At 74.7% G+C, this 24,211-nt stretch carries 16 protein-coding genes and 2 pseudogenes; 14 read left to right on the top strand and 4 right to left on the bottom strand.

Annotated features, from left to right (window positions below; all coding sequences use genetic code 11):
* Nucleotides 1-749 precede the first annotated feature (749 nt).
* Nucleotides 750-3,785: an AAA family ATPase gene (locus ACH4SE_RS27735; protein ID WP_398546218.1), complete on the bottom strand. Its 3,036-nt coding sequence runs from the start codon at nt 3,783-3,785 to the stop codon at nt 750-752.
* Between the two features lie 744 nt (nt 3,786-4,529).
* Between ACH4SE_RS27735 and ACH4SE_RS27730 the strand changes: the two genes are divergently transcribed.
* From ACH4SE_RS27730 to ACH4SE_RS27705, 6 genes are all read left to right on the top strand, one after another.
* The gene (locus ACH4SE_RS27730; RefSeq protein ID WP_398546217.1) at nt 4,530-4,652 is read left to right on the top strand and encodes a class III lanthipeptide; all 123 of its coding nucleotides are present in this window, start codon (nt 4,530-4,532) and stop codon (nt 4,650-4,652) included.
* Between the two features lie 33 nt (nt 4,653-4,685).
* Nucleotides 4,686-4,805, top strand: coding sequence for a class III lanthipeptide (locus ACH4SE_RS27725; RefSeq protein ID WP_398546216.1), 120 nt, complete (start codon nt 4,686-4,688; stop codon nt 4,803-4,805).
* An 84-nt stretch (nt 4,806-4,889) separates the two neighbouring features.
* A complete protein-coding gene (locus ACH4SE_RS27720; RefSeq protein WP_398546215.1) occupies nt 4,890-5,012 on the top strand; it encodes a class III lanthipeptide in 123 nt (40 codons plus the stop codon).
* 186 nt (nt 5,013-5,198) lie between these two features.
* The gene (locus ACH4SE_RS27715; protein ID WP_398546214.1) at nt 5,199-5,321 is read left to right on the top strand and encodes a class III lanthipeptide; all 123 of its coding nucleotides are present in this window, start codon (nt 5,199-5,201) and stop codon (nt 5,319-5,321) included.
* Nucleotides 5,322-5,441: 120 nt separating this feature from the next.
* A complete protein-coding gene (lanKC, locus tag ACH4SE_RS27710; RefSeq protein ID WP_398546213.1) occupies nt 5,442-8,183 on the top strand; it encodes a class III lanthionine synthetase LanKC in 2,742 nt (913 codons plus the stop codon).
* Nucleotides 8,180-9,742, top strand: coding sequence for an ATP-binding cassette domain-containing protein (locus ACH4SE_RS27705; protein WP_398546212.1), 1,563 nt, complete (start codon nt 8,180-8,182; stop codon nt 9,740-9,742). The genes lanKC and ACH4SE_RS27705 overlap by 4 nt, the downstream gene beginning before the upstream one ends.
* Nucleotides 9,743-9,867: 125 nt before the next feature.
* Here the strand turns inward: ACH4SE_RS27705 and ACH4SE_RS27700 are convergent, their stop codons facing one another.
* Nucleotides 9,868-10,770, bottom strand: coding sequence for a LysR family transcriptional regulator (locus ACH4SE_RS27700; RefSeq protein ID WP_398546211.1), 903 nt, complete (start codon nt 10,768-10,770; stop codon nt 9,868-9,870).
* A gap of 100 nt (nt 10,771-10,870) precedes the next feature.
* Between ACH4SE_RS27700 and ACH4SE_RS27695 the strand changes: the two genes are divergently transcribed.
* Nucleotides 10,871-11,719, top strand: coding sequence for an oxidoreductase (locus ACH4SE_RS27695; protein WP_398546210.1), 849 nt, complete (start codon nt 10,871-10,873; stop codon nt 11,717-11,719).
* A 55-nt stretch (nt 11,720-11,774) separates the two neighbouring features.
* Here ACH4SE_RS27695 and ACH4SE_RS27690 read toward each other — a convergent pair whose 3' ends face one another.
* Nucleotides 11,775-13,133 carry a glycoside hydrolase family 18 protein gene (locus tag ACH4SE_RS27690; protein WP_398546209.1) on the bottom strand — a complete coding sequence of 453 codons (1,359 nt, stop codon included), beginning with the start codon at nt 13,131-13,133 and terminating at the stop codon, nt 11,775-11,777.
* Nucleotides 13,134-13,283: 150 nt separating this feature from the next.
* Between ACH4SE_RS27690 and ACH4SE_RS27685 the strand changes: the two genes are divergently transcribed.
* The 7 genes and pseudogenes from ACH4SE_RS27685 to ACH4SE_RS27655 all read left to right on the top strand — a co-directional run bounded on the left by ACH4SE_RS27685 (nt 13,284) and on the right by ACH4SE_RS27655 (nt 23,642).
* A complete protein-coding gene (locus ACH4SE_RS27685; protein WP_398546208.1) occupies nt 13,284-14,393 on the top strand; it encodes a DUF4190 domain-containing protein in 1,110 nt (369 codons plus the stop codon).
* A 169-nt stretch (nt 14,394-14,562) separates the two neighbouring features.
* Nucleotides 14,563-15,315: a GntR family transcriptional regulator gene (locus ACH4SE_RS27680; protein WP_398546207.1), complete on the top strand. Its 753-nt coding sequence runs from the start codon at nt 14,563-14,565 to the stop codon at nt 15,313-15,315.
* Nucleotides 15,316-15,477: 162 nt separating this feature from the next.
* Nucleotides 15,478-15,933, top strand: a pseudogene (locus ACH4SE_RS27675) (RpiB/LacA/LacB family sugar-phosphate isomerase); the annotation flags it as partial.
* 206 nt (nt 15,934-16,139) lie between these two features.
* A complete protein-coding gene (locus tag ACH4SE_RS27670) occupies nt 16,140-16,346 on the top strand; it encodes an SPOR domain-containing protein (RefSeq protein WP_398546372.1) in 207 nt (68 codons plus the stop codon).
* A 944-nt stretch (nt 16,347-17,290) separates the two neighbouring features.
* Nucleotides 17,291-18,187 (top strand): GNAT family N-acetyltransferase, encoded by an 897-nt coding sequence (locus tag ACH4SE_RS27665; RefSeq protein WP_398546206.1) that lies wholly within the window; start codon nt 17,291-17,293, stop codon nt 18,185-18,187.
* A gap of 48 nt (nt 18,188-18,235) precedes the next feature.
* Nucleotides 18,236-20,752: a SpoIIE family protein phosphatase gene (locus tag ACH4SE_RS27660; RefSeq protein WP_398546205.1), complete on the top strand. Its 2,517-nt coding sequence runs from the start codon at nt 18,236-18,238 to the stop codon at nt 20,750-20,752.
* 319 nt (nt 20,753-21,071) lie between these two features.
* Nucleotides 21,072-23,642 carry a SpoIIE family protein phosphatase gene (locus tag ACH4SE_RS27655; RefSeq protein ID WP_398546371.1) on the top strand — a complete coding sequence of 857 codons (2,571 nt, stop codon included), beginning with the start codon at nt 21,072-21,074 and terminating at the stop codon, nt 23,640-23,642.
* 204 nt (nt 23,643-23,846) lie between these two features.
* Here the strand turns inward: ACH4SE_RS27655 and ACH4SE_RS27650 are convergent.
* A pseudogene (locus ACH4SE_RS27650) lies at nt 23,847-24,211 on the bottom strand (hypothetical protein); the annotation flags it as partial.

Below are 24,211 nucleotides of genomic sequence, written 5' to 3'. Positions count from 1 at the left end.
TTTGCGCTGCGGGGTGCCTGTTGGGGTGTGCCGCGCGATCTTCTGTCGGTGGGGGCTGGTCGCGCAGTTCCTCGCGCCCCCGGGTTGCCCGGCGGGGCATGGCGCGTCCTGTGCGGGGGTGGGGTCGGGTGCCACTCCGGGGGTACCTCCTCGGAATGCGCGTCTGGCGTCATGACGTGTTGGTTGGGCGGTGGGGTGCGCATTCCTGCGGGGGCACCCCCGGATCGTCCCCCTCCCGGTGTCTCGTGGGCGGCTGCCTGCCGGTGGGGGTGAAGTCCTTGAGGGACTGCGGTTCGCCCCCGACGGCGGCGCACCCCCACGAGAAGGCCGTCAGCCGACGTCATATCTGCACGGGTGGTGGGGGTGGGAACACCCCGCGCCGCCAGGCGCGGGCACCCCCACGGCGGGTAAGCCGCCCACGGCCCCCGGGCGGGCCGCGCCCGAGGCGTCCCCCCGCGGCGGGGCAGCCGCAAGCCCCACGCAATGGGCACCGCCCGAAGCGGCGCGCCGCCAGGCGCGGGCACCCCCGGCGGCGGGTAAGCCGCCCACGGCCCCCGGGCGGGCACCGCCCGAGGCGTCCCCCGCGGCGGGGCAGTTGCAAGCCCCACCGCAATGGGCACCGTCCGGGCGCGGTCCCGGCGGGGCGTGGGCACCGTCCGGGCGCGGTCCCGGCGGGGTGTGGGCACCGTCCGGGTGCGGTCCCGGCGGGGGAGCCGCGAACGCACCCCCCGGGGGGAGGGAGCGGCGGGCTACGGGGGGAAGTCCGCCGCGGAGGCGAAGGCGGCGCGGTCGGGGTGTCCGGTCTTGCGGAGGAGGCTCGCGACGTGCTTCTCGACGGTGCGGGGGGAGATGTGGAGCCGCCCGGCGATGTCCTTGTTGCCGATGCGTGCGGCGAGGAGCCGCGCGACCTCGAATTCGCGCACCGTGACGCCGCGGCGGCGGAGGGCGGTGGGGACGCCCTCGATGCCGGTGCGCCGCTGTCGTACGGGCGCGCCCATGCCGCGCAGGAGGCCGCGGCAGGCGGCGGCGACGGCGGGGATGCCGGCGGCGTGGAAGTGCTCCTCGGCGTCGCGGAGCCAGCCGACGGGGTCGCCCCAGCCGTCGTCGTGGGCGGCGGGGGCGACGAGGCGCAGGCCGAGGTGGCGGGCCTGGGGGTAGGGGGCGGCGGCGGTGAGGGCGGTGCGGGTGGCGGCCTCGGCCTCGGCACGGTGGCCCTCGCGGCCGAGGAGGACGGCGTGGGCGAGGGCGGCGAAGGGGCGGTGCCAGCGGTCGCCGGTGGCGGCGAGGGAGGCGGACCGGGCGCAGTGCCGGAGGCCGACGCGTCCGGCGAGGGCGGCGAGGAGGAGGGCGAGGCCGTGCCGTCCGATGTCGAGGGCCGCCGGGTTCTCGGTGTCGTAGGCGATGGCCTGGGCGAGTTCGAGTTCGGCGGTGTCGTGTTCCTCTTCGAGGAGGGAGCAGTGGGCGCGGGCGAGGCCGTGGGACAGGGCGCGGACGCCGGGTGACTCGGCCATGAGGGGGGCGAGGCGGTCGAGGGCCTCGGTCATGGCGGGGCGCCGCGCCCGGTGGGCGTGGCGGATGGCGTCGGCGAGGTGGAGCAGGGGGAGGGCGCGGCCGAGGCGGTCGCCGGCGGCGGAGCTGATGCGGTCGCCGGCGGAGGTGAGGTCGCCGCGCCGGATCTCTTCGAGGGCGAGGGCGAAACCGGCTTCGTGGGCGGGTGGTTGCACGCCGATGCGGAGGGCTTCGCGGCGGGCGGTCTCGACCGCGGCCCAGTCGCCGTCGTGCCGTGCGGCGTCGAGGGCGAGGGCGAGTTCGGCGGTGACGCGTTCGGCGGGCAGGTGGTGCCGGCGGGCCAGCGTGCAGGCGGTGAGCAGGTGGCCGGTGGCGGCGGGGTCGCCGGTGCGGGAGGTGAGCCGGCCGAGCTGGACGAGGGCGCGGCACTCTGCTTCGGGCGCCCCGGCGGTGCGGGCGGCCTCCAGGGCGCGCAGGGCGGCCTGTTCGGCGGTGCGGATCCGGTCGGGTGCGAGCCGGTGCGGCTCGACGCGGGCGGCGGAGGCCTCCACCGCGGCGGCGTCGCGGGCGGCGGGGGTGTCGCCCAGCAGGTGCCGGGCGGCGTCGAGGTGGTGCAGGGCTTCGGCGGGGTGCCCGGCGAGCGCGGCGAGTTCGGCGAGGGCGGCGTGGAGGACCGCCCGGCGTCCGGGGGGCACGGCCGGGCGGTCCAGCGCGGCGATTGCGGTGGTGAGTTCGGGCAGCAGGTCGAAGCGGGCCGCGCATCCGGCGGCGTAGAGGAGCAGGTGGAGGACGGTGACCCGCAGGGCGGTGGGTGGGGTGCCGGAGCCCGGGGGCCGGTGGGCGGCAAGGAGCAGGTCGACGGCCCGTTCCACCGTGCCTTCGGCGAGCGCCCGCCGTCCGGCCTCGCAGGACAGCCGTACGGCTTCGGTGGTGTCGCCGGCGTGGGCGCACAGTTCGGCGGCCCGTGCGCACCATTCACCGGGCAGGCCGGGGTGGAGCTCGGCGAGTGCGGCGGCGGCCTGCCGCGCGTAGCCGGTGCGTTCGGCGGGCGCGAGGGCGTCGCGTACGGCGTGGGCGGCGAGCGGGTGCCGGAAGGTGTACCAGTCGGGCCGTTCCGGGTCGGGTTCCAGCAGGTAGCTGGAGGTCGCCGCGCGTAGCACTGCGGCGACGTCGCAGCCGCCGCGGCCGGCGGTGCGGCGCAGCACCGGCAGCGGGAAGCGGTGGCCGAACAGTGAGGCGAGGCCCAGGACCTCGCGGCCGCCGGGGGGCAGGCGGTCGATCCGGCGGGTGACGCTGCGGGCGACGGCGGGCGGTACCGCCCCCGTACATCGCCCGCGGGTGGCGGGGGAGACGGCCTCTCGGGTCAGTTCCCGGACGATGAACGGGTTTCCGGATCCCGCGGTGAGGGCGCGGTCGAGCAGTGCGGCCTCCACCTCGGCGGGTGCGACGCCGGACTCCGCGGCGACCAGCCGCCGTACGTCCGGGGCGGCCAGCGGGGCGAGGTCGACGCAGGAGGCGGTGCCGCGCTGGCAGGCGCGCGCGGCCAGGTCGGCGGCGGGGCCGGTGAGCAGCCCGGTGGTGAGCAGGAGGGCGACGGGCTGGCCGGCGAGGTTGTCGAGCAGGTACTCGACGACGGCGAGGGTGCGCAGGTCGGCGTCGTGCAGGTCGTCCAGTACGAGCAGGCAGCCGCGCCGCCGCCCGGCCTCGGCGAGCACCCGCAGGAGGGCCTCGCCGGCGAGCAACGGCCCGCCGGGGCTGTCCAGTTCGAGTTCCTCGCCGGTTTCGGGCCCGGCGGCCCGGGGTCTGGGCGCGGGTCCCACGCGGGGGACGGCCATCGGTACCGCGCCCGGTACCGCGCGCGGCCCGGCGCCCGGCAGCGCGTCCCACTCCTGGTCCCGCGGGGGCTCCTCCCTCAGGTCCAGGGACGGCAGCAGGGCGGCCAGCACCCGGGCGTACGGGCCCAGGGCGGCGGGTGCGGGGAGCGCGGTGGTGCGGGTGAGACAGAGGAGGGCCTCGATGACGGGGCGGTAGGGGACCGGCGGGGAGACGGCGCTGACGCCGCCGCGGGCGGTGGCCAGTCCTGCGGCGGTGGCGGCGGCGAGGGCCTCGGCGGCGAGCCGGGTCTTCCCGGCGCCCGGTTCGCCCGTCACGACGAGGGCGCCGCCGTGCCCGGCCCGCGCGGCCGCGAGGACGGCGGCGACCCGGTCCATCTCGGCTTCCCGGCCGACGAGTTCGGCGGACCGCAGCGCCGCGGTCTGCGGCGGTAACGGCCTCACCGGCGGCCCATGGCGCGGCTGCTGCTGGCGTACGGCATGCTCATCGGCTCTCCCGGGACGCGGCTGGCGCGGCGGGCAGTGCGTCCACGCGGCGGGCGGAGCGCTCGCGCGGCGGGCAGGACTGCGCGGCCGGCAGGCTGGCAGGACAGGCGGTACGGGCGGTGCGGGTACGGCACGCGGCGCCCCGGGCCCGTCCCCCCACCGCTTGCGGCCGTACGGCGTCGGGCCCGGCGGCGCGGGGCGGTACGCGCCGCCCGGAGCCTGTGGTGCGGCCGGCGGGCAGGGCGGGGCGGCGGGCCGGTGGCGGCAGCGGCCCATGAGCGCTCATGAGCTGAGGTGAATGACGCGGGGGTCGTCATCCGCCTCAGCTCGCGCACCACCATGACGCATCGTGCGGGGAGCGTCAACCACGCCGGGTGCCCGGCGCGCCCTTTCGGCCGCCGTGCCCGGTGGCCCAACTGGGGGATGCCGCCCGCGAATTATGGGGGCCGGCTACGGATGTGCGGGCGCCGGGGCGCGCGGTTGGCTGGATCCGCCGTTCGGCACACGCGTGTCCCACCACCCCGAGCGCGCCCCGCGCTCCCGATCCAGGCAGGGAGGTGTCACGGATGACCGTTGCTTCCGGCCGCAGGGCACGGAGCCGGCCCGGCGGACAACGCGGCCGGCCGCCGGCCGCGGCACGGTCCAGGTGGCGGGGCGGCCCGGGAGACACCGGGAACCACGGGAATCAAAGGAGACAACGCCATGAGCGTCCTCAACCTGCAGAAGCTCGAGCCCGTCGCCGTCGAGAGCGCGGTCGCGGTCCTCAGCACCACCAGCTCCGGCAGCGGCTGCTGCACCACCAGCCCCAAGAAGCCGCAGGTCTGACAACCCTCCGGCCGTCCACCGGAAGGTGATGCCGTGAGCATCCTCCAGCTCCAGCGGTTGCGGCCGGTCGTGCAGGAGAGCCTGCGGCCGGTCGTCAGCCAGACCAGCAGCTGGGTCGACTGCTGCACCGACCCGCCGGACGACGGCTCCTGAGCCTCGCGGTCCGGAACACGACACCCCCGCGGCGGCGGAGGCGGACGACGCCACCCGCCCCGTCCACAACGAAGGGACGAACCCATGAGCATCCTGAAGCTTCAGACGATGGAGCCGATCGCCACCGAGAGCGCGGTCGCCGTGCTGAGCACGACGAGCTCCAGCAGCGACTGCTGCAAGTCGGCCCAGAAGCCCGTCGGCGCCTGACGGCCCGGCCGGGGCACCGGTTCCGGGCAGCCCCGTGACCGTTTCGGGGCTCCGGACGCCGGAGCCCGTGGCCGCCGCGAGCGCGGTGGCCGTGACGAGCACGACCAGCAGTGCCCACAACTGCTGCGCCAGTCAGTCCACGCCCACCGCCCCAGGCGCGTGGGCCAACGGAAGGAGTTGACGGCCGTGAGCATCCTCAAGCTGCAGACGATGACGCCGATCGCCGCGGAGACGGCGGTGGCGGTCATCAGCCTCACCAGCAGCGGCAGCGACTGCTGCAAGAAGCAGCCGGCCCGCCCGGCCGCCTGACGGTCGCGCCGTGCGGGGGTGTTCCGGCCCCCGCACGGCATCCGTGCGCCCGCACCGACCCGCGCCCGCACCGGCCGCAGCACCGCCGCGGTGGCCGGACGACCACACCAAGAGGCAGACATGCGCGACGAACGATGGGTCAACCGCTTCCTCTTCGCCTGGAACGACACACTGTTCTTCGACCCGCTCGACGTCTACTACGAGCCGCGCGAGGACAACTTCATCGCGTCGGTCGAGCCCGGGGTGCGGGCCGGTTTCCGCCGCAGCGGCATCTGGTGGATGTACCGCCACGACGAGCAGCTGCCGGCGCAGGGCTGGAAGATCCACGTGTCGGCGAGCCTGCGGACGGTGCGCCGGGTGGCGAAGGACGTGATCGGCCATCTCACCGCGCGCGGCATCGACTTCAAGGTCGCCCTGGACATGAACATCTTCGAGATGCTCAACTCCAAGGCCATGTCGCGCGGCAGCGCGGGCAAGCTGATCACCGTCTACCCGGCCGACGAGGACGTCTTCCGCTCCTGCCTGGCCGAGCTCGCGGTGCTGCTGGAGGGCGTCGAGGGCGCGTACATCCTGTCCGACATGCGCTACAAGGACAGCAAGGCGCTCTACTTCCGCTACGGGCAGTTCCTCTCCACGCACACCGTCGACGTGATGGGGCGGCCCGTCCCGCACATCGTCGGCCCGGACGGGCCGGTGCCCGACGAGCGGCAGATCGGCTACGCCCAACCGCCGTGGCAGCCATGGCCGTTCACCGACTGGAAGCCGGGGGACTACGGGGGCGACGAGGAGGACGGCGGACTGCTCGGCGGCCGCTTCCGGGTGACCGAGGCCATCCAGTTCTCCAACACCGGCGGGGTCTACAAGGCCGAGGACACCGCGCGCGGCAACAGGATCGTGGTGGTCAAGGAGGCCCGGCCGCACACCAACATCAACCCGCGCCTGGACCACGACGCCCTGGACATCAGCGCGCGCGAGTGGACGTTCCTGACACGGCTCGGCGACCTGGACTCCTTCCCGACGCCGATCACCACCTTCCAGCACTGGGAACACCACTTCATCGCCGAGGAGTTCATCGACGGCAAGGACATCCGCTCGGTGCTGCTGGAGCGCAACCCGCTGGCCCGGCCCGGGCGTTCGACCGAGCGCGCACGCGACTTCCTGCGGATCTACCTCTCGGTCTTCCGCGGGCTGACCCGGGCGGTGCGCGACGCGCACAGCCGCCAGGTGATCCTGGGCGACCTCAGCGCCGCCAACCTGCTGGTCGACACCGACACCTTCACCGTCACCGTGATCGACATGGAGTCCTGCCGGCTGGCCGAGGCGGCGGAGGCCGAGGCCCATCTCGCCGAGCCCGTCGAGCTGTTCACCCCCGGCTTCAGCCACTCGCGGCGGCGCTTCAACGCCTCGCAGTACGCCGACGACCTCTACGGCCTCGCGACGACCATGGCGTACTTCATCTTCCCCATCGCGGCCATGTCCTACCTGCGCGAGGACGTGCTCGGCCTCTTCCGGATCTTCACCGAGCGGCTCGGCTGGCCCGCGAGCGTCCACACACTCCTCATGGACATCGCCGACGGGCGCGTGACACTCGACGAGGTGCTGGAGTTCCTCGACGGCGAGGAGGAGCTGGTCGCCTCCGTCGTCGACGCCCCGCCGCCGGTGCTGGACGAGGGCACCCTCGGCCTCGCCGCGACGGAGGCGGGCGTCGCGGCCTTCGTCACCGCCGTCGCCGACCCGGAGCGCGACACGCTCTTCCCCGTCGACCCGTTCGCCCACATCACCAACCCGCTCGGCCTCGGCGTCGGCGCAGCCGGTGTCCTGCGGGCGCTGAAGTCCTCCGGCGTCGCCCTCCGCCCGGAGTGGATTGACTGGTTGGGCAGCCGGATCGACGCGATCGACGTCACCGAATACGCCGACGGCCTCATGAACGGCCTGGCGGGCATCGCCTGGGCCGCCGACGAGCTGGGCCTGCACGACCGGGCCCGCCGGCTGCTGGCGACCGCCAACGAACGCGGCCTCGGCGTCCCCGACCACACCTTCTACTACGGCCTCGCCGGCCTGGGCATGACCAACCTGCGCTTCCACCTGGCGCACGGCGACGAGCGCGACCTGGAGGCCGCCCTCGCCTGCGCCCGGCGGCTCGCCGCACTCGCCCACCACGAGGGCGAACACGCCTACTGGCTCAACGACTTCTCTCCCGGCAAGCCCTTCACCGGCCTCGGCTTCGGGCAGGCGGGTGTCGCGCTCTTCCTGCTCCGCGTGACCCAGGCCACGGGCGACCCGCAGTACGCCGAGCTCGGGCGGCGCGCACTGGCCTGGGAGATGGCGCACACCGAGCCGCTGGAGGACGGGCTCGTGATGTTCCGCCACGAGGGCACGATGGAGCCGTACGTCGAGGTCGGCTCCGCCGGGGTGCTCCAGGTGCTGCTGCGCTACGGCTGGACCGACGAGGCCCGTGAGATCGCCCGCGCCATCGACGGCTGCCAGTCCGTCCTGCCCGGCTACGCGTTCGGCCTGACCGGTGTGGCCGACGCCATGCTCGACGCGGCCGAGCGCACCGGCGACCCGGCGTACCGCCAACTCGCCCTGAGGCAGATTGACTTCGTGCGGCAGGTCTTCGTCTTCGAGCCCGCCGAAAAATTCGGGCTGCCCCGCCGGGAGGGCGAGACGCTGCTCGCGGTCGCGGGCGAGGGACTGCTGCGCTGCTCGTGCGACTACCTCACCGGCGCGGCCGGCGTCCTGCGCGTCCTGCACCGCTTCACCCACGGCGGCCCCGTCGACTTCCTGCTCGACGAGCTGGACCCCCCGCGCGACGCGGCCGGCGGGACGGCGCCCCGGGCGGCAGGCGAGGTGGCACCGTGACGGAGCTGTGGCGCACGCTGATCGGCCACCGCGCCCGCTTCGCGACGATCCTGGCCCTGGAAGCCCTCGCCAGCGGTGTCGAGGCCCTCGTCCACCCGCTGCTGCTCAAGGCGCTGTTCGACCAGGCCATCCTCGCCGGGCACTTCGCGAAGTTCATCACGCTCGGCCTGTTCTACCTGCTGCTGGGCCTGACGCTGAACATCGGCGGCTACTGGATCGCCCGCTGGCGCAAGCGCTGCGAGAACACCTTCGTGCTCCAGCTGGAGATGGAGCTGCTGGACCGCACCCTCGACCAGGACGGGCGGCGGCTGTCGGAGGCCGGCAACGCCTCCTTCGTCAGCCGGGTGCACAGCGACGTCAAGGACGGCGTGCTGCCCGCCATCGACGTGTGCGTGCGGATCGCCAAGCAGACCCTCGCCTCCCTGGTGTTCGTCGGCGTGCTGCTCTACCTGTCCTGGCAGGCCAGCCTCATCCTGCTGGTGATCGTGCCGCCGCTGGTGCTCGCCAGCAACCGCATCGCCAAGCGCATCGAGGACAACACCGACCCCGAACGGGAGGGCGAGGCCCGCTACATCAACACCCTCACCCGCACCCTGGAGGCCTTCCACGCCCTGCGCGGGATGCGCACCCTGCGCCCGGGCACCCGCGCCGCCAACCGCCGCGCGCTCGACGGCTACCTGGACGTCACCTTCGTCAACTACCGGCTCACGCAGAAGCAGAACACCCTCAGCGACCTGGTGATGAACCTCTCCGACACCGCCTCCATGGTCGTCGGCGCGTACTTCGTCTTCGCCGGGCGGATGACCTTCGGCAGCTTCCTCGCCTTCGTCAACTCCCTGTGGCGCGCGGTCACCGGCATCTTCGACCTCATCAACATGATCCCGCAGGTGCGGCGCAACACCGCCGTCCTCAAACGCATCGACGCGCTGCGCGCCTCCAGCCCCGCGCCCTACCACGACGAGGGCCCCATGGTCGTCGTGCACGGCGCCCGCGTCCGCTACGGCACGGACGAGGGCCCGGGCGAGGACGGCGAGGCCGCCCGGCAGGCGGGCACCACCGTCGCGATCGAGGACTTCGAGCTGCGTCCCGGCGAACACGTGCTGCTGCGCGGCCCCAACGGCTGCGGCAAGACGACCCTGCTGCACATCATCTCCGGCACCCTCGCCCCCGACGCCGGTGTGGTCACCCTGCCCCCGCGCGTCGCCGGCCTCACCGCGCCGGTCAACCTCCCGCCGCTGCCGGTACGCGAGCTGGTCCCCGACGAGGAGCTGCGCGCCGCCCTCCACCTGACCGGCCTCGCCGACCAGCTCCCCACCGACCTGTCCTCCGGCCAGCGGCAGCGGGCGGGCGTGGCCGCGCTGCTCACCGAGGACGCCGACGTCTACCTCGTCGACGAGCCCTTCTCCAACCTCGACAGGGAGGGCCGCGACCTCGTCCTCGCCGCGATCGAGGCCCGCACCGCCGGCCGCGGCCTGCTCGTCGTCCACCACGGCGACGACGACCTCGACACCCGTTTCGACCGGGTCGTCACCCTCTCCGCAGCCACCGCCCGCCCCTGACCCGGGGCCCCCGCCGCCCCGCCCGCGCCGCGCACCCACCGTGCCCGGGGGACGCGGGCGAGGGCGGCGCGGATTCCCCGCCGGGCGGACGGGAGGCCACGGCACGGCGCGGCCCCGGCCGTGCGCTACGCCGGGCGGGCCGCCCGGCAGGCCGCCGCGTAGGCCAGGGTCAGCGGGGCCGCGGAGGTGCGCGGCCAGGCGAGGGCGAAGCGGCTGGGGGAGAGGCCGCGGATGGGGCGGGTGGTGACGCCGCCGAGGGAGACGAGCGGGGCGTTGCCGGAGGCGACCAGGACCACGCCGAGGCCGGCGACCAGGGCCTCGTACGTCTCCTCGGTGCTCGCGACCTCCGCGCCGATCCGCAGGCTCCGGCCGCCGCGCTCGTCGGCGGCGAGCCAGTAGTCGCGCAGCGGGCCCGCGGCTTCCGGGAGGGCGAGGAAGGGCTCGTCCAGCAGGTCGGCGAAGTCGACGGGGCCGCTGCCCGCCGCGAGCCGGTGGCCGTCGGGGAAGGCCACCAGGCGCGGCTCCTCGGCGACCACGAGTACGTCGTAGCGGTGCTGGTCGGGCAGCGGCAGCCAGACGTACGCCATGTCGCTGCCGCCGTCGGCGAGCCCGGCGGTGGGGTCCTGCCAGCCGACCTGGCGCAGCCGCAGCTCGGCCTCGGGGTGGGCCGCGGTGAAGCGCGAGCGGACGGCCGGCAGCAGCCCGCCGCGGCCGGGACTGGTGCTCATGCCGACCACGAGCGTCGCCCGCTGCGCGGCCTTGGCGGCGTCCACGGCCGTCCTGGCGGCGTCCCACTCCGCCAGCACCCGGCGCGCGTGCGGCAGCAGAGCGGTGCCGACCGGCGTGAGGGCGACGCCCTGCCGGTCGCGGGTGAACAGCTGCGCGCCCAACTGCCGTTCCAGGGCGCGTATCTGCTTGCTGAGGGCGGGCTGCGAGACGAACAGCCGCTCGGCGGCCCGCGTGAAATGCAACTCCTCGGCGACCGCGGCGAAATACCGCAGGTCGCGCCCGTGAACGTCCATAACCATCGGCTATCACGAGGGGTCTTGGACGGGCAAGGGGCGCCGCCGCCAGTCTTGTTCGCAGCGGGGCGAACGCCACCGCGACGGACACGGCAGGGAGTCGGCGATGAACAAGGTCTGGCTGGTCACGGGTGCGAACAGCGGCTTCGGCCGGGCGATCACCGAGGCCGCGGTGGCCGCGGGGGACGTCGTGGTGGCGGCGGCCCGGCGGACCGGCACGCTGGAGGACCTGGTGGCGGCCCACCCCGACCAGGTGGAGCCGCTGGCGCTGGACGTCACGGACCTGGCCGCGGCGGACGCGGCCGTCGCGGACGTCCTCGCCCGGCACGGCAGGATCGACGTGCTGGTCAACAACGCGGGCCGCGGGCACGTGGGCGCCTTCGAGGAGACCGGCGACGCCGAGCTGCGCGAGCTGTTCGAGGTGCACGTCTTCGGACCGGCCGCGCTGGTACGGGCGGTGCTGCCGTCGATGCGCGAGCGGCGCTCGGGGGCGATCGTGCAGATGAGCAGCATGGGCGGGCAGATGTCCTTCGCGGGCTTCTCCGCCTACAGCGGCACCAAGTTCGCCCTGGAGGGCATGACCGAGGCGCTCGCGGCCGAGGTGAACCCGCTGGGCATCAGGACCCTCATCGTCGAGCCCGGCGCCTTCCGCACCTCGCTCATGGCCAACCTCACGGCGAGCCCCGCCATCGCCGACTACGAGCCCACCGTGGGCGGGACCCGTGCCGGCGCCGCGGCCAGCGACGGGATCCAGCCCGGCGACCCGGCCAGGGCCGCCGCGCTCATCCTGGCCGCCCTCGACGCCGACGTCACCCCGCTGCGGCTGCCGCTCGGCGAGGACGGCGTCGACGCGGTGCTCGGCCACCTCGACCAGGTCCGCGGCGACATCGAGGCCTGGGAGGAGCGCGCCCGCGCCACCGCCTTCGAGGACCGGGCGGCCCCGGCGCGCCCGTGACCGCGGCGCCGGGGCCCCGCCTCCCCCCGTGGAGGCGGGGCCCCGGCCGCGGGGCTCAGCGGCGGGTGAGCCCGCGGTGGACCGCGGAGACCAGCTCACCGGTGGAGGTGTCACCGTCGAGCGACCACATCATGGCGCCGCCCAGGTGCGCCCCGCGGATGTACGCCGTCTTGGCGGCGATCACCTGCGGGTCGTCGTAGGTCCAGAAGTTGGTGCCGTCGTAGAGCCAGGCGAAGCCGTTGCGGGTGTCCCGGTGGACGGTGTAGGTCCCGGAGCCGGCAAGGGCCTTGAGGGCGTGGTAGTCCTCGTTGCCGGCCTGCCACGTGGCGGGCGCGGGTCCCGTGGAGGGCTGGAAGAGGCCCGCGGTGCCGCCGTCGGGGACGCCGGTCCAGCCCTGGCCGTAGAAGGGCACCCCGAGCACCAGCTGCCGTGCGGGGGCGCCGCGCCTGAGCCAGTCGCCGACCGCCTGGGTGTCGCTGAAGTCGTTCGGCACGGGCGAGTCGAGCGGGGCACGCAGCGCGGACTGCTGGTTGGTGGTGGCCTCGTAGGGGCCGTGGAAGTCGTAGCCCTGGACGGTGCCGAAGTCGAGGTACTGGAAGATCTTCCCCGCCTCGAAGCCGGCGTCGATCTTCGCGGGCGCGGCCGGCAGGAAGGCGCTCAGGTCGTAGTGCCGGTGCGTGGTGCGGCCGTAGGCGTCGAGCTGCCGGCGGAACTCGGCGGCGAGAGCGGTGAAGTCCTTCCTGTCCTCGGGCCGGTAGACGGTGCCGGTGTCACCGGAGGAGCCCGGCCACTCCCAGTCGATGTCGACGCCGTCGAAGAGCCCGGCCGCCGAGCCGGGGCCGCCCCTGCCGTCGAGCAGCGGGAGGTTGCCCTTGATGAAGATGTCCAGGCAGGAGGCGACAAGTGCCTTGCGGGAAGCGGCGGTACGGGCCGCGTCCGAGAAGTGCGTCGACCAGCTCCAGCCCCCGATCGAGATCAGCACCTTCAACTTCGGGTTCCTGGCCTTGAGCTCGCGCAGCTGGTTGAAGTTGCCGGCCAGCGGCTGGTCGGCGGTGTCGGCGGTGCCGTCGACGGAGGTCGCGGCGTCGACCGGGTGCTGGTAGTCGGCCCAGGCGTCGCCCTCGCCCGCGATGTTGGCCTCGAAGCACCTGCCGTCGGCACCGATGTTGGCGAACGCGTAGTTGAGGTGCGTGAGCTGGGCGGCGGCGCCGGAGGTCTGGACGTTCTTCACCTGGTAGTTGCGTCCGTAGATGCCCCACTGGGTGAAGTAACCGACGCTTTTGTAGGTCGGGTTGGGGGAGGGGTGCCCGGGGTGGGCCTGCGCGGTGCTGCCGCCGGTGACGGCGGGCAGGACGGCGACCAGTGAGAGGGTGGCGGCCGTGGCGGCCATCCGGCCGAGAGTTCGTCGACGCATGGCGCGAAGTTATTGGTCTGGACCATTAGCGTCAAGGGGTGGAGCGCTCTCCGCCGCGGAAGCTCCGCGGACGCCGGGCCCCCGCGAACGGAACGCATGCCTCCCGGTGGTACCCGCACCCGCGGCGGACGCGGCCCGTAAACTCCCCGCGTGGACATACCCCCGCCGCCTCCGCCTCCGCCGTCGCCCGACGACGCGCAGCCGCCCGGCCCGCCGCCGTACCCGGGTGCCCCGGGCCAGCCGCCGCCGCACAACCCCTACGCCGGACAGGCCCAGCAGCCCACGCAGGCCGCGATGCCCGGTCAGCAGTTCCAGCAGCCGCCCGGCTCCGGCCAGCCGCCGCAGAACCCGTACGCGGCGCCCGCCGACTACTCCTACGCGGCCCCCGCCGACCCGTACGCCGCCCCCGCCGACCCGTACGCGGCGCCGGGTGTCCCGGGCGGCAACCCGTACGCGACCTCCGCCGGCCAGCCGTCGTACGGCTACCCCGGCCCCCAGTCGCCGTCCGGCTACGGCTACCCCGGGCCCGCGATGCCGCCGCCCTACCCCGGCCAGCCCGGCTGGTACGGCCAGGAGCGGCGCAGCAACGGCATCTCCATCGCCGCCCTGGTCACCGGCATCATCCCCTGCACCTTCTTCCTCGGCGTCATCTTCGGCCTGGTCGGCCTGAAGCAGGTCAAGCAGCGGGCCGAGCGCGGCCGGGGCATGGCGATCTCGGGCATCGTGATCGGTGGCGCGTGGGCGGCGCTGTTCGCCGTGCTCATCACGCTGGGCGCGATGGGCAAGTTCGACGACGGCAACACGCAGGTCATGGACCTCAAGTCCGGGCAGTGCTTCAACACCGTCAACGAGAAGCTGTCGGAGTTCGGCAAGACCCCGGACGACAGCAAGGTCACCACGGGCGTCGACGTCGTCGACTGCGCGGAGGAGCACGACGCCGAGGCGTACAACGTCTACCAGATCCAGTCCGCCGAGGACGACCCGTACCCGGGCGTCGCCAAGGTGAGCGCGGACGCGCAGACGACGTGCCTGAAGTACGCCCGCACCTACCTCGACGGCCGGCGGCCCAAGGCCGGGACGGGCATCTTCTACTACATCCCGCCGGCTTCGAGCTGGGCGCAGAACAAGCGCCAGGTGATCTGCTTCTTCGGCTTCCCGAACGGCAGGCAGGCGGGCACGGTGAAGCAGCTCAGCGGCGGCGGCACCTCCGGTGACGACGACCAGGACAGCGGCGACGACCGCAGCGGCGTGGGCGTCTGACCGGTTTCGGTGTGTTCCTCCGGCGAGCCGGGTGTGCGCGGGGCGCGCGCCCGGCTCGTTTGCGGAGCGTGACCGATGCGCGGAGAGTGAAGCTCGGGCTAGAGGTTGCGGACGGGTACCGAGGGTTGCCAAGCTGTCGCGGACAGTCAACCCCCTGGGAGGGGCAGCCGTGGCATTCGGTGAGCAGCCCGCATACCTGCGCGTCGCCGACGACCTGCGCCGCAAGATCCTCGACGGCACGCTTCCGCCGCATGCCCGGCTCCCCTCGCAGGCCAGAATCCGCACCGAATACGGGGTCTCCGACACCGTCGCGCTCGAAGCGCGCAAGGTGCTGATGGCCGAGGGCTTCGTCGAGGGCCGCTCCGGATCCGGCACCTACGTCCGCGAGCGCCCCCGGCCGCGGCGCATCATCCGCAGCGGCTACCGCCCGGCCGGGCCGTCCACGTCCTACCGGCAGGAGCAGGCGGACGAGGGCTGCAAGGGCAGCTGGGAGTCACGCAGCGTGCAGGAGGGCGCGAGCCTGGACGTCGCCGAACGGCTGCGCATCGAGCCCGGCGAGCGCGTCATGCGCACGCAGTACGTCTTCCGTACCGAGGGTGAGCCCACCCTGCTGTCCACCTCCTGGGAGCCGCTCGCCCTCACCGGGCGCACGCCGGTGCTCCTCCCGGAGGAGGGCCCGCTCGGCGGGCAGGGCGTGGTGGCCCGCATGGCGGCCATCGACCTCGTCGTCGACCACATGGCCGAGGAGGTCGGCGCCCGGCCCGGCCTCGCCGCGGAGACCGCCGCCCTCGGCGGGGTGCCGGGTCACGTGGTGATCGAGATCCGGCGGACGTACTTCGCCTCCGGGCGGCCCGTCGAGACCGCCGACGTCGTCATCCCCGCCGAAAAATACCGGGCGGTCTACCACCTGCCCGTGCGCTGACCCGCACCCCGCGCCCGCCCCCGGCACCGGCCGCCACCTGCGGCCGGGCGCCGGGGGGCGGGCGCGTTCGCCGTCCGCCGCTTCTCGAACGGCTGGCCGGATCGGTACCTCTTCGTGTCATTCCGTACCCGCGCTGTGAACCTCGGGCGTAGGGTCGGGCATATGCGCATCGCCGTTTCCTCGGACATGGATGAGCCGCCCGCCCGGCTGCTCGTCGACGAACTGCGCCGCCGCGGGCACGACGTCGAACTCCACGGTGCCCTGCGCGAAGGCGACCGCGCCGACTGGGCCTGGAGCGCCGAGGCGGCGGCGCGCGCCGTCGCACGCGGCGCCGCCGAGCAAGCGGTCGTCTGCTGCTGGACGGGCGCGGGCGCGTCCATCGCGGCCAACAAGGTCCCCGGCGTACGCGCCGCCCTGTGCGCCGACGCGTACGCCGCGCACGGCGCACGCGTGTGGGGCGACGCGAATGCGCTGGCGCTGGGCCTGCGCACGCTGTCCGGGGGGCTGCTCGTCGAGATCCTCGACGCGTGGTTCGCGGCGGACGCGGTGGCCGCGGCGGCGGAGCGGGACGAGGCGGACCGGGCGAATATCGCGCACGTCGGTGCGATGGAGACGGCGGGGGCCGTCGTGTCCGGCGGGGCCGGTGGGGTGTCCGGGGCCGCCGGAGCCGCCGGGCCGGTGCGGGAGGCCGGGGCCGCCGGAGCCGCCGGGCCGGTGCGGGAGGCCGGGTCGGCCCGGGAGGCCCGGGAGGCCCGGGAGGCCCGGGAGGCCGGGGGCGGACCGGCCGGGCCGGTGGAGTGGATCGGGACAAGGGAAAAGGGAGTCTGAGGGATATGACGTCCGACCTCGTATGGGCGCTCATACGCCAGGACGACGGGACGAACCGCTACCGCGTGGGCCGTTACGCCACGCGGGCCGAGGCGGAGCGCATCGGCGACCTCCTGGACGGCTGCGGCCGCGAGCACGGTGCCGGTGACAGGCGGCGGCGCTATGTGGTCGAGCGGATCGCTCCGCGGGTGGCCCAGGTCTGAGGGCGCGGCCAGGGGGTTTCGGGGGTGCCGCTGCGGTGTGCGGTTCGCCTCGCGGTGGGTGGGGGGTTGCTCGCGCCGTTCCCCGCGCCCCTGAGGGGGTGCCCCTTGCGGCGGGCGGTTCGCCGTTCGCCCGGCGGGGGCTGAGCGCGCCGTTCCCCGCGCCGCATTTGCGCTGCGGGGTGCCTGTTGCGGTGTGCCGCGCGATCTTCTGCCGGTGGGGGCTGGTCGCGCAGTTCCTCGCGCCCCTGGGGTCATCCGGCGGGGCATCGCGCTGTCTGTGCGGGGGTGGGGTCGGGTGCCACTCCGGGGGTACCTCCTCGGAATGCGCGTCTGACCTCTCCCTTGTCCGGTGAGGGAGTGGGTGCGCATTCCTGCGGGGGCACCCCCGGATCGTCCCCCTCCCGGGCCGGTGTGGCGGCTGCCTGCCGGTGGGGGTGAATGTGGTTCGGGGACTGCGGTTCGCCCCCGACGGCGAATGCGCCCCACAGGTGGACCGTCAGCCGACGTCGTATCTGCACGGGTGGTGGGGGTGGGAACACCCCGCGCCGCCAGGCGCGGGAAACCCCGGCGGCGGGCAAGCCGCCAACGCACGGCAACCGGGCACCGCCCGAGCGCGGCGCCGCCAGGCGCGGGCACCCCCGGCGGCCGGTCAGCCGCCCACGCACCCCGGGCGGCCACCGCCCGGAGCGGCGCGCCGCCAGGCGCGGGCACCACCGCGGCGGGCAGCCGCAAGCACCACCGTGAGTGGGCACCGTCCGAGCGCGGCGCCGCCAGGCGCGGGCCCCCCGGCGGGGCAGCCGCAAGCCCCCCGTAAACGGGCACCGCCCGGGGTGGCGCCGGCAGGCGCGGGCACCCCGCGGAGGGGGAGCGGCAAGCCCCGCCGCAAGCGGGTAATGCGCGGGGTGGGCTCGCAGAGGTGGGGGGTGTCTGACTAAGGTCAGAGAATGGAGAGCGAGCAGATACGTCAGGTGCGGCGGTTCAGCCGGACGGTCACCGCACGGGTGGGGGTGCTCAATGAGCGCTATCTGGGGCGGGATCGGCCCTTCGGGGAGTCGCGGGTGCTGTGGGAGATCGGCCCGGAGGGCCGGGACGTGCGGGGGCTGCGGGAGCGGCTGGGGCTGGATTCGGGGTATTTGAGCCGGCTGCTGCGCAGCCTGGAGGCGGCCGGGCTGGTGGCGGTGGAGCCGCGGCCGGGTGACCGGAGGGCGCGGACGGTGCGGCTCACGGCGGCGGGGGTCGCGGAGCGGGCGTCGCTGGACGGGCGCAGCGACGAGCTGGCCGGGAGTCTGCTGGCGCCGCTGAACGCGGGGCAGCGGGAGCGGCTGGTGGCGGCGATGGCCGAGGTGGACCGGCTGCTGACGGCGGGGCTGGTGACGCTGGACGAGGTGGATCCGGAGCATCCGGATGCGCGCGCGTGCCTGACGGAGTATTTCGGGGAGCTGGGGGCCAGTTTCGAGACGGGGTTCGACCCCGGGCTGAGTCTGCTGCCCGACGCGGGCGGGTTGCGGCCGCCCGCGGGGGTGTTCCTGGTGGCGCGGCTGTACGGGGAGCCGGTGGGGTGCGCGGGGCTGAAGCTGCCTGCGGGGGCTCCCGCAGAGGTCAAGCGGATGTGGGTGGCGCCGCGGGCGCGCCGGCTGGGGCTGGGGCGGCGGTTCCTCGCGGAGCTGGAGGAGCGGGCGGTCCGGGCGGGGTACGGCACGCTGCGGCTGGACACGAACAGGGTGCTGGAGGCGGCGATCGGCCTTTACCACGCGAGCGGTTTCCGCGAGGTGCCGGCCTTCAACGACGAGCCGTACGCGCACCACTGGTTCGAGAAGGAGGTGGGTGGGCCGCGCCCGTAAGGCCCCCGCCAGGGAGCGCGGGGCGCGAGTGTGTGGCGGAATGAAGCCATGAGCAGCGGCGGTGACACTCCCGCCCCGCCGGACCGCGCGCACGCGCCCCCGCCCGGCGCGGGCGGCATGCCCGGGAGGGGCACGCTGCTGGACACGCTGCGGGTGGCCGTCGTCATGCTCGACACCACCGGCCGGGTGCTGCTGTGGAGCCCGCTGGCCGAGGAGGTGCTGGGCTGGGCCGGCGAGCACATTGTGGGGCGGCGGGTCGGCGGTCTGTTCGGGCCGGGCGGGCACACGCCGGAGGGTGAGCCGGTCACTCCGCGGGTGCAGACCGCGGCGGAGGCCGAGCGGCTGCTCGGGGAGCTGCTGCGGGAGGGGCGCTGGGAGGGCATCCTCGCGCTGCGGCACCGTGACGGGCACACCGTGCAGGTGGAGGCGCGGGCCTCGCTGCTGGTGGACGGGGACGGGCGGCCGTTCGTGCTGGCCTCGCTGGTGGAGACGAGCCGGCTGAGCACGCTGGAGCACGACCTGGCGGCGCTGGACTCGCTCTTCGACTCGTCCCCGCTGGGCGTGGCGATCTTCGACAGGGAGCTGCGCTACGTCCGCGTCAACGACGCGCTGGCCGGGATGAACGGCGTGCCGGCCGCCGCGCACATCGGGCGTACGGTCGCCGAGGTGATGCCGGACAAGCCCACGGCCGAGTCCCTGACCGCGCTGCAGCGCGACGTGCTGGTCACCGGACGTCCGGTGATCGACCTGGTGTCGCCCGCGCCGGTCGGGACGGGCCACCGCTCGGTGTCGTACCACCGGCTGGTGGACCGGGCCGGGCGGGTGCTGGGGATCAGCGCGACCGTCATCGACGTCACCGAGCGGGTTGAGGCCGCCGCCAGGGCGGAGCGCGCACGACGGCGGCTGACGCTGCTCAACGACGTCGGGTCGCGGATCGCCGGGCAGCTGGACGTGCGGCGCAACGCCGAGGAGCTGGCCGCCGCGCTCGTACCGGACTTCTGCGACTACTCCGGTGTGGTGCTGCACTCGCAGCTCGCCGAGGGCGGCGAACTGCCCTCGGCGACGTACGCGGACAACACCCCGATGCGGCAGACCGGGGTCGGGGCGGTCAGCTGGAACGCGGACGTGGTGCGGATGATCCGGCCCGGCCAGGCGATGTCCTTCGACCGCAAGTCGCCCTTCGGGCAGGTGCTCGCGACCGGCCGGCCCAAGCTGCTGTCGTCCAGCGACGAGCTGGCCAACATGACCTTCCCCGACGACCCGAAGGTGCGGGCCGTCTTCGCCGTGGGCATCCGTTCGCTGCTGGTGCTGCCGCTGCGCGCGCACGGCGTCGTGCTGGGGCTGCTGATCGTCAGCCGTGCGGAGGGCCGGGAGGGCTTCGACCAGGAGGACGTCGCGCTCGGCATGGAGCTGGCCGACCGGGCGGGCGCGGCGCTGGACAACGCGCGGCTGTATGTGCGCGAGCGCGAGGGCGCGCTGATGCTCCAGCGCTCTCTGCTGCCGCGCTCCACGCCCGCCGCGCCGGGCGTCGACGTGGCCTACCGCTACGTGCCGGGCAGCAGCGTCGCCGAGGTCGGCGGCGACTGGTTCGACGTGCTGCCGCTGGCCGGCGGGCGGGTCGCCTTCGTCGTCGGCGACGTCATGGGCCACGGTCTGAGCGCCGCCGCCACCATGGGCCGGCTGCGCACCGCCGTACGCACCCTGGCGGCGCTGGACATGAAGCCGGACGAGCTGCTGCGCCGGGTCGGCGAGCTGGGCGAGGACCTGGCGCAGAGCCCCGCCGAGGGCTGGATGGCCACGGCCGTCTACGCGGTCTACGACCCCTCCACCCGGCGCTGCGCCATAGCCCAGGCCGGTCATCCGCCGCCGGTCGTCATCGAGCCCGGTGACGGCGGCGCGCGCACGGCGCGGTTGTTGGACCTGCCGCCCGGGCTGCCGCTGGGCATCGGCGGGGGAGGCTTCGAGACGACCGAGCTGGACGTCCCCGACGGCACGGTGCTGGTGCTCTACACCGACGGCCTCATCGAGTCGCGCCGGCACGACATCAGCACCGGTCTGGAGCGGCTGCGTGCCACCCTGAGCCGCCCGCTGGAGTCGCTGGAGGACGCCTGCGACGACCTGCTGGCCACCATGGAGCCCGGCCGCGAGCCGGACGACGTGGCGCTGCTGATGGCCCGCCTCGGCACCCTCCCCGGCGGCTCCACCGTCGCGTGGTCCTTCCCCGCCGAGGCCAGCGCCGTACGGCTGGCCCGCCGCCGGGTGCGCGACACGCTCGCCGAGTGGGACCTTCCGGAACTCGTGGACGTGACCGTGCTGCTGGTCAGCGAGCTGGTCACCAACTCGCTGCGGTACGCGCACGGGCCCATCGGGGTGCGGATGGTGCGCGGCGGCTCGCTGCTGGTCGAGGTCTCCGACCCGCTGCCGGACCCGCCGCGCGAGCGGGTCGCCACCGCGGAGGACGAGGGCGGGCGGGGTCTGCAGCTGGTGGCAGGGGCGTCGCGCCGGTGGGGCACCCGGCACGGGCCGCTGGGCAAGACCGTATGGTTCGAACTTGCACTACCGTGACGGGTGGGGCGGTCAGCGGGGACCGCGCCCGCGGCCGCCGCAGGTCATGGGCGTGCGGGAGGCGCGGGAACGCTCCCGGCGTGCGCCGTGCGCCCACCCGTCCGCGATCACCGGAAGGGTTCACCCGGCGCGTGCCGGGTATTCCGAAGAGACGAGAGCGAAAGGCGTGGCCGCGGTGGTCAGGGGAGGGCCCCCGTACCCCGGGAGCCGAGATGATGCTGTGATCGACAAGACCGTGTGCTGGACGGTCCGCATGCTGAATACTCAGCTCCAACCGGTCCATGTGTGCTGAGCTGGAGGGGTCGGGCGAGTGAGCGACATGCCAGCAGGGGCGGTTCCGCCCCGGGCGGACGACGCGGACGCGGCGACGACCGCGGTCTGGCAGTCGAGTCCGCCCGGTTCCCTCTACGACTACATACGCGTCGCGTCGTTCTCGCTCGGACCGGACGGCAGGATCGAGCAGTGGAGCGACCGCGCCGCCGAGTTCTTCGGCGTCTCCGCCGACGAGGCGATCGGCCGTGACCCGATCGCCGCCTTCGCCCCGCCGCACGTCCAGCAGGCCGGCCACGAGCGGCTCGGCGAGATCCTCAACGGCCGCGAGTGGACGGGCCTGGTGCCCTTCACCGACGGCTCCGGTGCCGAGGGCCTCGCCGAGGTCTACGTCATGCCCGCCGACCGCGGCGCGCTGTGCATCGCGGTGGACGTCGCGACACTGCGGCAGATCGAGACCGACCTGGCCGCCTCGCAGGCCGTCTTCGGGCAGTCCCCGATGGGCTTCGTGCTCTTCGACACCCGGCTGCGGCTGATCCGCGTCAACGACCGCTTCGCGACCGTCTTCGGCCGCCCCGCCGAGGAGCACCGCGGCCGCGGCCCGCACGACTTCCTCTCCCGCGTCGAGGCCGACCGGCTCACCGCCGCGCTGCGCCAGGTGGTGGAGACCGGCGAGCCCGTCCTCGACATGCCGCTCGTCGGCACCGTGCCCGGCGACCCGGGACGCCGCCGCTGGTCCATGTCGCTCTACCGGCTGCACAGCGCCAGCGGCCGCGCGATCGGCGTCGCGGGCCTCGCCATGGACGTCACCGGGCGCCAGCGGGCCGAGCGCGAAGCCGCCCACGCCCGGCGCAACCTGGCACTGCTCAACGAGGCCGGCTCCCGTATAGGAACGTCCCTCGACCTGGAGACCACGGCCCGCGAGCTGCTCGGCGTGGCCGTGCCGCACTTCTGCGACATCGCCTCCGTCGACCTCTACCAGGCACTGCTGGCCGGCGCGGAGGACTTGGGCGGCGCCACGGACGGCAGCGGCGAGCTGCGCCGGGTCGCCTTCGCCAGCTCCGTGTCCGACGCGCCCGTCGCCATGGCCGGCGACGACGTCACCGCCGCCGACGGGTCCGCCGAGAACGGGCCCGTCTCCGTCGGAGCCGTCCACCGCTACCGCTTCAGCTCCCCCAGCGCCCGCGCGCTGCGCACCGCCCAGCCGCAGGTCCTCGACGGCGACGGCGGGCAGGACCTGGGCGGCACCCTCGTCCAGTCCACCCTCGTCGTCCCGATGGTCGCCCGCGACACCGTGCTCGGGCTCGTCCAGTTCTCCCGTGCCAAGGGCAGTGAGCCCTTTGCCGAACGCGACCGCATGCTCGCCGAGGAACTGGCCGCTCGCGCCGCCATCTTCATCGACAACGCCCGCCTCTACCGGCGCGAGCACGAGCGTGCGCTCATCCTCCAGCGCAGCCTGCTGCCGCCCGACGACCCCGAGGCCGCCGGCCTCGACATCGCCTGCCGCTACCTGCCCGGCAGCATGGAGACCGAGGTCGGCGGCGACTGGTTCGACGTCATCGAGCTGCCCGGCCACCGCACCGCCCTCGTCGTCGGCGACGTCATGGGCCGCGGCCTGCGCGCCGCCGTCGCCATGGGCGAACTGCGCACCGCCGTACGCACCCTGGCCATGCTCGACCTCGAACCCGGCGAGGTGCTCAGCGCGCTCGACGAGGTCGTTCGCGGCCTCGGCGCGCCCACCCCCGGCCGCACCCGGCGGGCCGCCGCCAAGGAGCGCGGCGACTCCGACCTCGCCGAGGTCTACCTCGCCACCTGCGTCTACGTCGTCTACGACGCGGTCACCCGGCGCTGCACCATCGCCAACGCCGGCCACCTCCCGCCCGCCGTCGTCGAACCCGGCGAGCAGCCCATGCTCCTCGAACTGCCCCGCGGGGTCCCGCTCGGCGTCGGCGGCGAACCCTTCGAGGAGAGCGAGGTCGAACTCGCCGAGGGCACACTCCTCGCCCTCTACACCGACGGCCTCGTCGAATCCCGCAACCTCCCCCTGGACGACGGCCTCGACGCCTTCCGCAACTCCCTCGACGGGCCCGAGCGGCCCCTGGAGGACATCTGCGACCACGTCCTGGCCACCCTCGACACCGCCCACGGCGAGGACGACATCGCCCTGCTCATGGCCCGCATCCGCGGCCTGCCCGCCGAGCAGGTCGGCGACTGGTCCCTCAAACCCCAGCCCACGTCCGTGGCCCGCGCCCGCGAGCTCTCCCGCGACCAGCTCCTCGCCTGGGACCTCGGCGACCTCGTCGACACCACCGAACTCCTCGTGAGCGAACTCGTCACCAACGCGCTCCGGCACGGCTACGGCGACATCCGCCTGCGGCTGCTGCTCGACCGGACCCTCGTGTGCGAGGTCTGGGACAGCGCCCTCGTCCAGCCCCGGCGGCGCCGGGCCCGCGACACCGACGAGGGAGGCCGCGGCCTCCAGCTCGTCACGATGCTCAGCGAGAGCTGGGGCTCCCGCCGCACCCACCGCGGCAAGACGGTCTGGTTCGAACTGGCCCTTCCGGGCAGGGGGGCGCCCGCGGCGACGCCGACGGTCGACGAGCTCCTCAGCATGTTCTGAGCGCTGCCCGGCCCCGCGTGACCCGCCGGCCGCAGGGTTCCCCGCGGCCCTGGCGCCGCCCTGCGGGGCATCGCGCGCGGGCACCCGCGGCCGCGGGGAGCCGTGCAGAACACTCGTGACGGCGAGGAGAGCGAAGGGACTAGCGTCAGAGAGTGAAGGAGAAGGAAGCCCGATCATGGCCTCGCCGTCAGGGCACGCTAGCACTCACCCGGGGATGAGCGCGCGCAGATTCTGCGGCGTGACGACCACCGAGTCCGGGTGCAGGCCCTCGGGCCGCTCCATGCCGATGTACGTGACGGGACCGTCCGGCAGGTTCGTGCCGTCCCACAGCGTGACGGCCGTGCCCTGCCCGGCCATCTGTTCGCCGAGCCGGCGCACCGTCAGGTACTCGCGTTCCACCACACTGCGCAGCAGCCCCGCGACGGTCAGCGAGTGCGCCTCGACCCGGTTGCCGCCCGGCATGCCCCGCAGGTAGAGGTGCAGCCACTTCGCGTGCCAGCCGCCGTCCCGCCCGCGGACGAAGGCCAGCGGCAGCGCCACCCGCCCGGGCCCGCGCAGCTCCGACTTCA

Origin of the sequence: Streptomyces sp. NPDC020983, assembly GCF_044333485.1 — a bacterium.
Lineage (GTDB): Bacteria > Actinomycetota > Actinomycetes > Streptomycetales > Streptomycetaceae > Actinacidiphila.
Note: the sequence above shows the minus strand (reverse complement) of the source record. Positions and strands in the feature narration are given on the sequence as shown.

What these genes read in the sequence shown, in the direction of transcription:
- ACH4SE_RS27730 (WP_398546217.1), top strand. Translation starts at nt 4,530, where the DNA reads ATGAGCGTCCTCAACCTGCAGAAGCTCGAGCCCGTCGCCGTCGAGAGC.
- ACH4SE_RS27720 (WP_398546215.1), top strand. Translation starts at nt 4,890, where the DNA reads ATGAGCATCCTGAAGCTTCAGACGATGGAGCCGATCGCCACCGAGAGC.
- lanKC (WP_398546213.1), top strand. Translation starts at nt 5,442, where the DNA reads ATGCGCGACGAACGATGGGTCAACCGCTTCCTCTTCGCCTGGAACGAC.
- ACH4SE_RS27700 (WP_398546211.1), bottom strand. Translation starts at nt 10,770, where the DNA reads ATGGTTATGGACGTTCACGGGCGCGACCTGCGGTATTTCGCCGCGGTC.
- ACH4SE_RS27695 (WP_398546210.1), top strand. Translation starts at nt 10,871, where the DNA reads ATGAACAAGGTCTGGCTGGTCACGGGTGCGAACAGCGGCTTCGGCCGG.
- ACH4SE_RS27690 (WP_398546209.1), bottom strand. Translation starts at nt 13,133, where the DNA reads ATGCGTCGACGAACTCTCGGCCGGATGGCCGCCACGGCCGCCACCCTC.
- ACH4SE_RS27665 (WP_398546206.1), top strand. Translation starts at nt 17,291, where the DNA reads ATGGAGAGCGAGCAGATACGTCAGGTGCGGCGGTTCAGCCGGACGGTC.
- ACH4SE_RS27660 (WP_398546205.1), top strand. Translation starts at nt 18,236, where the DNA reads ATGAGCAGCGGCGGTGACACTCCCGCCCCGCCGGACCGCGCGCACGCG.
- ACH4SE_RS27655 (WP_398546371.1), top strand. Translation starts at nt 21,072, where the DNA reads ATGCCAGCAGGGGCGGTTCCGCCCCGGGCGGACGACGCGGACGCGGCG.